Annotated in this window: 8 protein-coding genes; 2 read left to right on the top strand and 6 right to left on the bottom strand. The window is 73.2% G+C overall.

Annotated features, from left to right (window positions below):
• Positions 1 to 65 precede the first annotated feature (65 nt).
• Entirely contained in the window at positions 66 to 2,153 is a 2,088-nt protein-coding gene (locus VG276_19005; protein ID HEV8651423.1) for an intein-containing Rv2578c family radical SAM protein, read from the top strand.
• Positions 2,154 to 2,352: 199 nt separating this feature from the next.
• Here the strand turns inward: VG276_19005 and VG276_19000 are convergent, their stop codons facing one another.
• The 6 genes from VG276_19000 to VG276_18975 form a co-directional block, all read right to left on the bottom strand.
• Complete coding sequence (locus VG276_19000) at positions 2,353 to 3,054, bottom strand: GAF and ANTAR domain-containing protein (protein ID HEV8651422.1); 702 nt, start codon at positions 3,052 to 3,054, stop codon at positions 2,353 to 2,355.
• Between the two features lie 290 nt (positions 3,055 to 3,344).
• On the bottom strand, positions 3,345 to 4,244 hold the full coding sequence (locus VG276_18995; GenBank protein ID HEV8651421.1) for a thermonuclease family protein: 900 nt from the start codon (positions 4,242 to 4,244) through the stop codon (positions 3,345 to 3,347).
• Between the two features lie 199 nt (positions 4,245 to 4,443).
• Complete coding sequence (locus tag VG276_18990; protein ID HEV8651420.1) at positions 4,444 to 5,139, bottom strand: hypothetical protein; 696 nt, start codon at positions 5,137 to 5,139, stop codon at positions 4,444 to 4,446.
• A gap of 233 nt (positions 5,140 to 5,372) precedes the next feature.
• A complete protein-coding gene (locus VG276_18985) occupies positions 5,373 to 5,540 on the bottom strand; it encodes a hypothetical protein (GenBank protein ID HEV8651419.1) in 168 nt (55 codons plus the stop codon).
• A gap of 53 nt (positions 5,541 to 5,593) precedes the next feature.
• On the bottom strand, positions 5,594 to 5,893 hold the full coding sequence (locus VG276_18980) for a WhiB family transcriptional regulator (protein ID HEV8651418.1): 300 nt from the start codon (positions 5,891 to 5,893) through the stop codon (positions 5,594 to 5,596).
• A 125-nt stretch (positions 5,894 to 6,018) separates the two neighbouring features.
• Positions 6,019 to 6,222, bottom strand: a complete 204-nt coding sequence (locus VG276_18975) for a hypothetical protein (GenBank protein ID HEV8651417.1) — start codon at positions 6,220 to 6,222, stop codon at positions 6,019 to 6,021.
• Positions 6,223 to 6,539: 317 nt separating this feature from the next.
• On the opposite strand from VG276_18975, the gene VG276_18970 reads away from it, so the two are divergent.
• Positions 6,540 to 7,649 (top strand): hypothetical protein, encoded by a 1,110-nt coding sequence (locus tag VG276_18970; GenBank protein ID HEV8651416.1) that lies wholly within the window; start codon positions 6,540 to 6,542, stop codon positions 7,647 to 7,649.
• The last annotated feature ends 30 nt before the right edge of the window (positions 7,650 to 7,679 follow it).

Here is a 7,679-nt window from a genome sequence, read left to right as displayed (position 1 = left end):
GTGGCACGGCTCCACCCTGTGGACCGGTCGTTGCTCGCCTCGAACGTGTGTTCTAGGCTTGCGGCATGCAGACGTTCAGCGACCTCCGGGGCGAGCACCGCAGCGCGGTGGACCTCCCCTTGTTCGAGGCACCCGCGGTGGCGCGGACCTTCGACGCCCCCGAGTTCCGCGGCATCACCTTCTACGAGGTCGAGGCCAAGTCGATCCTGAACCGGGTCCCGGCATCCAGCCGCATGCCGTTCGAGTGGACCATCAACGTCTATCGGGGATGTTCGCATGCATGTCTCTACTGCCAGGGGGGGCACACGCCGATCCTGATGGCGGACGGGCGCACCAAGCCGCTGGCCGACGTGCGGGTCGGGGACGCCATCTACGGAACCGTGTGGGACGGCAAGTACCGGCGGTACGTGGTTACGCAGGTGCTCGCCCACTGGTCGGCGGTCAAGCCCGCGTACCGGGTCACCCTGGAGGACGGGACGGAACTCGTCGCCAGCGGCGACCACCGGTTCCTGACCCGTCGCGGCTGGAAGCACGTGACCGGTTCCGAGCAGGGCCGAAACCGGCGTCCGCACCTGACGCCGAACAACAAGCTCCTTGGAACAGGACAGTTCGCGGAACCGCCGAAGGACGGTGCGGAGTACCGCCGTGGCTATCTCTGCGGGATGATCCGCGGTGACGGGCACCTCAGCTCCCCCACCTACCCGCAGCCAGGGCGAGCTGGCGTGCGCGTCTCCCGGTTCCGCTTGGCGCTGGTCGATCTCGAGGCGCTGCGGAGAGCCCGCTCCTACCTGGTCGACCTCGATGTCGTCCTGAACGAGTTCGTCTTTCAAGAAGCCGTCGGCGCCAGGAGGCAGGTGCTCGCGATCGGCACCCGAGCTCGTCGTGCCGTGGCGATCCTCGAGGAGGTCGTGTCCTGGCCGACCGCCCCGTCGGCCGAGTGGTGCAAGGGGTTCCTGGCCGGCATCTTCGACGCCGAGGGCAGCTACGACCGCAACGGTGCCCTGCGGATCTGCAACACGGACCAGGTCATCGTGGAGCAGATCACCTCGTGCCTGCGAGGGTTCGGCTTCTCCTTCGTCATCGAGACGGGCCACCTCAGCCAGGCGAAACCAGTCATGGTTGTGCGACTGCTCGGCGGGCTGCGGGAGCACCTGCGCTTCTTCCACACCGTCGACCCGGCGATCACCCGCAAGCGGACGATCGAGGGGAAGGCGATCAAGAACAACGCGCCCCTACGGGTCGTGTCGGTCGAGCCGCTCGGCCTGGACCTGCCCCTGTACGACATCACCACCGGGACCGGTGACTTCATCTCCAATGGCGTGGTCAGCCACAACTGCTTCGCCCGTCCCAGCCACGCCTACCTGAACTTCGACACCGGCCGCGACTTCGAGACAAAGATCGTGGTGAAGGTGAACGCGCCCGAGGTGCTGCGGCGCGAGCTGCGGAAGAAGAGCTGGACCGGCGCGCACGTGGCCATGGGTACCAACACCGACCCCTACCAGCGGTGCGAGGGCCGCTACCGGCTGACCAGGGGGGTGCTGGAGGCGCTGCGCGACCACACCAACCCCTGCTCGATCCTGACCAAGTCGCCGCTGCTGCTGCGCGACCTCGACCTGTTCGAGGAGCTGGCCGCCACGGCCGGGTTCACCGCCAACCTGTCCATCGGCACCATGGACGAGGAGGTCTGGCGGCGCTCGGAGCCGGGTACGCCCCACCCGAAGGCTCGCATGGCAGCGGTCAGGACGCTCAGGCAGGCCGGGATCTCCTGCGGGATCCTGATGGCGCCCATCCTGCCCGGGATCTCGGACTCCCCCGAGCAGCTCCGGGCGGTGGTCCGGGCGGCGGCCGAGGCGGGAGCGACCCACGTCTCGCCGATCACCCTGCACCTGCGGCCAGGCGTCAAGGAAGAGTTCATGCCCTGGCTGGCCCGCGAGTACCCGGAGCTGGTGGAGGGCTACCGCCGGCTGTACCGCGGCTCGAACGCGCCCAAGGCGACCCGGGAGGCGATCGCGGAACGGGTCCGGGCGGCCAGGCGCCGCCATCCGGCGCCGCCCGGGCCGGTCATCGATCCCTCTGACACCCGCCGCGCCCGCGACGCGGGAGCCGCCAGCCCGGCCCCACCGCCCGCCCAGCTCACGCTGGCGCTGGACTGATTCCCTTCCGGTGCCCTGGTGAGAGCGGGGCGACCGCCCCGCTCTCGAGCTCCAGACCCTGGTCGAAGCTCGGGGTGCCCGGTCCGCATCCGAACCCGGACCCCGGCAGGAGCCCGGGGCCCGGGCGCCCGGTCCGCGCCCGAGGCCCCGCACCCGGGACGAGCCGGGCTGCCCAGTCCGTACCAGGCCCCGGACGCCCTCAGTCGAGCGGCTGCCCTTCCAGGACGGCCTGCGCGATCTCGGCGGTCGTGCGCCGGGAGGCGCGGGCGGCCCGCCGCATCTGCTCGAACGCGTCCTCGGCGTCGACGCCGGTCCGCGCCATGAGCATGCCCTTGGCCTGCTCGATCAGGATCCGGTGCTCGAGCGCATGGTTGAGCTGGTCGATCATGGCGGCCCGGGCCTCGCTCGCCGCCGCCAGCTGCAGGAGCGCCGCCAGCGCCCGCGCGTGGACCGTGACAGCGAGCCGGTCCGCCCCGGTCCAGTGGCGCACCCGCTTGGCGTGGACGTCGAGCGCACCGATCGGCGCGCCCCTGAGCTCGACCGGAACCGCGAGCACGGCTCTGACGCCCTGCGCGGCCAGGCGAGCAAGCCCAGGGTAGCGGTGGTCGGCGGCTAGGTCGGCGCTCTCAACCGGGCGGGCGAAGAAGAACGCATCCACCGTTGGTCCCTGCCCCGCCTCCTCCTGCGACCGCCCGAGCAGGCCCTTGCGCTCCCCGATGGCGGCCACATGGTGGAGCATCCCGTCCGGCCCGAGCGCCATCAGGCCGACGCCATCGACCGCAGCCGCGACCCCGGTCGCCTCGAGCGCCCGCTCCAGGGCGGGTTCGGCGACGTTCTCCGGCGGTTCGAGCTCGCCCACGGCGGCTAGGACCCTGGCGAGCGCCCCCGCATCGATCGGCATCGACCCTCCCTCGCGACCTCCCACGAAGACCTGGCTGAGCCCGCACGCTGTGGCGCCGGGAACCGGCACGAGGTCCTACGACGGCGGACCCCCGCGTCGCGGGGGTCCGCCGCCCCTCGTGTTCACGAGGCTGAGGGCGGGGTCAGGGCCCTCAGCACGCGACTTACCTTGCTCACTTCGACCGAAACCATGAGCTCGCCAGTGCATCCCTCTGGCCGGCGACACAAGGCCCGCCGGGCTCGAGCGTCGCAGCCAGGGAACGGGATGGGGAGAGCGCGAGCCGTTCGAGGTCATCCGAAGTCTCTCCCGCTCGTCGGGCTGAAGGCAAGGTCGAGCGGGTCGGCCCGGAACGCCACGCTGCTCTCCCGATGCACGATGAGGTCGGAGAGCCGGGCCTGCTTGACGTACCGGATGACCACCCGGTCGTCACGGTTCCGGGTGGCCGGCGTGTGCCGTGTCAGCCAGTCGGTCAGGTTCCCCTGGTAGCCGCAGGCGGCGTCGGTCAGGTAGTCGGTGCAACGCCGGAACAGCTTCGGGAGGATGAGGGCACCCTCCGGCCCGATCGAGTGCCGCCCGTCGAGGGTGAACCCTGCCGAGACGTCCCGGGCCCAGACGCCTCGGCCCGCCGCCCTGGCGGCGGACGCGGCCGTGCGCAGGCGGCGGTGGTGCGTGGCCGGAGTCGAGGTGTAGGCCGTGTAGTAGGCCCAGCCCTCCTCGACCAGACGCAGGTTGACAGTGCGCTCGAGCAGGGCCTCGTCGACCAGCACCCGGTCGCCGCCGGCGACCGGCACCGCGTCGGGGTCGACGGTGAGGTAGGCGATCGGGCGGCCGTTGATCGCGAGGGGTTGGCAGAGAAGCGCCGCAGGCACGCTCGCGGGGACGGCGTGCACGACCCGCGTGGGCTGGGCTGGGTCGAACTCGAGGTCGATGAACCCCAGGGACCACAGGAAGGCGTCACGCGCCTCCCGCCCGAGCGGCTGGGCCTGCCCGCCGTAGCGGAGCTCGGGCGCGTCGACGCCTTCGAGGCGCGCCTGGACGCTGCCGTCGCGGGCCGGCCGGATGCCGCCGCCCCGCTGCAGCACCCGGTAGGCATCTCGGTCTTCGGGAAGGAAGCGGACCGAGTCGCCGTCCGGGTCCTTGCCGGCAAGGACCACCTGCCCGCGGACGACGAGGTAGAAGGCTGACAGCACGGCAGGATCCTCCCTCGTCGACCTTCCCCGCCTCGCTCGTCGACCTTCCCCGCCTCGGCCGGACCACGCCAGGCGCGACCGCTCACCGGCACAGCCGGGGCCGGACCGTTCGCAGCTCGCGGGAGTCCCGGCTCACGCTGCCACGGCAACCGGATGGCCGCAAGTCCACCGCCCGGCCCGCGCGGTACTGACCGGCGGGTCAGCTGGTGGTGGTCGTGGACAGCGGCACCTCCTCACCAGCCGCGATCAGGGCCGAGCCGATCACCACCCGCGCTCGGGGGCCGAGGCGGAAGCGGACCGGCGGGTGCGGGGGGGCCGGCTCGAGCTCGGCCGCGCCAAGCGCCCCCAACGGGTCGAGGAAGGCGGCGGCCACCAGGATCGCCAGCCGGTCCGCGGGTCCGAGGTCGAGGCCCTCCCCGATGGTCGCGGCCAGCCCGGCGACGGCCACGTCCACGCCAGCGGGCAGACCGAACAGCAGGCGCAGGACCCAGAGCCGTCCCCGGGCCAGCGCCTCGACGCCGGGCCCCGGGCCGAGTACCGGCGACCAGGGCACGCGATGGCACCAGGCCGCAAAGACAAGTCCCGCCCGGAGCCCGTCGTCAAGCTTCGACCAGGCCGGGCGCAGGGTGGTCACCTCGAGCCGTGACCCGCGCACACGCAGCAGCCCCACCGCCTGGGCCAGCAGGCGCAGGAACTCGACCGCGCCCGCGGCCGCGGGGCCGGGGCGAGGCGGGACCGCAGTCCCATGGGTGGCGAGGCAGACGGCGCGGGCGGCGGCGAGGGCGTCCGCCGGGGCCAGCCGGGCGTCGGCGTCGAGGGCAAGGCCACGGCGGTCGGCGACCAGGTCGACGAAGGCGTCGAGGCGGGCGACGAGCCCGAGGGTGGCGGTCGGCACGGATGCTCCCTTCAGATCGGCGCGGCTGCGCTGGGAGCGGCAGCCTGCCACCGGCGAAGCGCCGTGGGGAGCGGGTCGCGCCAAGTTGTGGACGAGCGACCGGCTTGTCGAGCAATGCCCACCGCCCCCGGATCCCGTGCGTCAGAGCACGGGATCCGGGGGCCGAAAGGGACGGGGACGGGGATCTGGCCGGCGAGGCGGCACGGGACAGGCCCGCACGCCGGCCTTGGCGGTCATCGGGCCCACCGGACCCGCGCGAAGGCGTGCCGCGGACGCCGGGGAGGCATCTCGCTGGACTCGGCGATGCGGATGGCGTGCCGCTGTTGGGCCTCCGGCCGCTCGGCGTTGCGGGCCAGCTCGTGGGCGCGCGACTGCGCGATCTCACTGAGGAGCAGGTGCATGGCTGTTCACCTCCTTTCCGTTGCGTAGCCGGACGGGGCCGAGCCTGCCGGGATCAACAGGCCTCGGCCTCCTCCGCGTCGAGGTGCAGTGGCAGCGGGTGCTTGCGGGGCCGCCCACGGGGCCGCTTGAACGGCACCGGGCGTCCGTCCACGAACACCTCGCCACCCCACACGCCCCAGGGCTCCCGGCGCTCGGTCGCGCCGGCGAGGCAGGCCGCCCGCAGCGGGCACGGCCGGCACAGCACCTTGGCCCTCTCGAGCTCGCGAGGAGACTCCGAGAAGTACAGGTCGGGTCCTGCCTCCACGCATGGCAGCGCTCGCCCTGGCGGCACGTAGTGCTCCAGCGTCTGCATGGTCGGGTCGCTCCTTGATCAGTTCCGGCTGGCCGGAGCTCCTGGGCAAACAGAAAGGCCGTGGGGTTCGCCCACGGCCTTCGCGGTTTGTCGGAGCTCCGGGTCTGGCTCCGGGGAGGGCCCGGTCAGCCGGGTGCCTCCCTATGCTGCGTGGCCGCGAAGGCCAGGTCGTTCGACTTGCTCTCGGCGCCGACGAAGACACCGGTCCTGCCCGTCGGGTCGACGAGGTGACGCTGGATGCTGGCGCCGCTTGTGGCGATCTGCGGGCACACGTCACCCCGGGACCCGACCTGAGTCCCCGTCATGACGCGAGTCCGGTAGTTCTCCACCGAGGCACCTCCTGACCGCGGCCCCGAAAGGGACCCCGACCATCAGCCGACGGTCCCTCCGCCAGCTGTCCGAGCACCATCGCAGACCCGTCGAGCGAGGTCAAGCCATTTATCCAGAGAGAGTTGCTGGAGAGTTGCTCGGGACTCACCGCTCAGTCCCGCGGACCGGTCGTCAGTCCGGGCGGGGCGCGGCTCGACCGTAAGGTCAGGCTCGGCCAGGTCACGGGATGCGGCGGGCGCGGTAGCATCCGTCCATGCCTCCCCCATGGGCCGCCCCGTCGGCATCGCCACCGCTCCCCCAGCCGCCGTGGCGCCGGATGCTCGCCGTCGGTGCCTCGGGGTTGGTGCTTGGCTGCGTGCTGCTCGGACTGCAGTTCGCGCGCCTGGGGCCGGACCCGACGGCGCCCTTCTTCGTCGGTACCAGCTGGCACCTGGACGAGGACCTGGCCGCCAGGGACATCCGCGTCAAGCTCAACCCGGGCAATGGCTACGACGGGCAGTGGTTCCTGGGGCTCGCCTACGACCCCCTGCTCCGCGAGCACCTGGCCGCAGGGTTCGACATGCCCAGGTACCGGGCGGGCCGGCCGCTCCAGGCGGTGGCCGGCTGGCTGCTCGCCGGCGGCCGCAGGGACGCGATCCCGCTCGGACTGCTCGCGGTCGGCCCGCTCGCGCTGGCGCTGGGATGTGCCGCCACCGGCCGGCTGCTCGCCGCGCACGGGCGCTCCCGCTGGTTGGGCCTTGGGTTCGCCCTCGTCCCCGGCGTCGTGGTCGGGGTGACGTTCGCCACTGCCGAGCCGCTCGGGCTCGCCCTGGCCGTGCTCGGCCTCGGCCTCGTGCTCGACGGCCGGCTGCTCGCGGCCGGCCTGGGGTTCGCCGCCGCCGGCCTGACCAAGGAGTCCTACCTTGCCTTCGCGGCGGCGGCCGCCGTCTGGCTGGCGCTCCGGCCCGGTCGCTCCCACCGGGAGAGCGTGGCCGGCGCGGCCGCCGTGCTCGGCCCTGGGATGCTCGCGCTCGGGCTGTGGTGGGCCTACGTCGCCCGGATGGTCGAGGCGAGCACGGCCGATGCGCGCCCGGCCGCCGCGCTCGGGCCACCCCTGGCCGGCTGGGCGCACGCCCTGGGGCTGGTGGCCACCGGCGACTACGTCGCCGACGCGCCGGTCGGGCCGCTCGGCCCCGTGCTCCTGGTCGGGTCGCTGGTCCTCGCCGCGGCCGGCATCGTCACCGGCCTGCGCCGGTCGTCGCTTGCGGGCCGGGCCGGCCTCCTGCTCGGCCTGTACGGGCTGGTGCTCTCCGCCGAGCTGCTCGGCCGGTTCCTATCCAGCATGCGTGCGCTGGCCCCGACCGTGCTGGCCACCGCCCTGGCCGTCGCGGTGGCGCTCGGCGCCCCCACCCTGCCCCGCCAGCCGGTCGAGCTCGCCAAGCCCTGACCAGCCCGGGGACCGGGAGCCCGGGGGGCA

It is taken from the genome of Actinomycetes bacterium (assembly GCA_036000965.1).
Classification (GTDB): domain Bacteria; phylum Actinomycetota; class CALGFH01; order CALGFH01; family CALGFH01; genus DASYUT01.
This window is presented reverse-complemented; position numbering and strand designations above follow the sequence as displayed.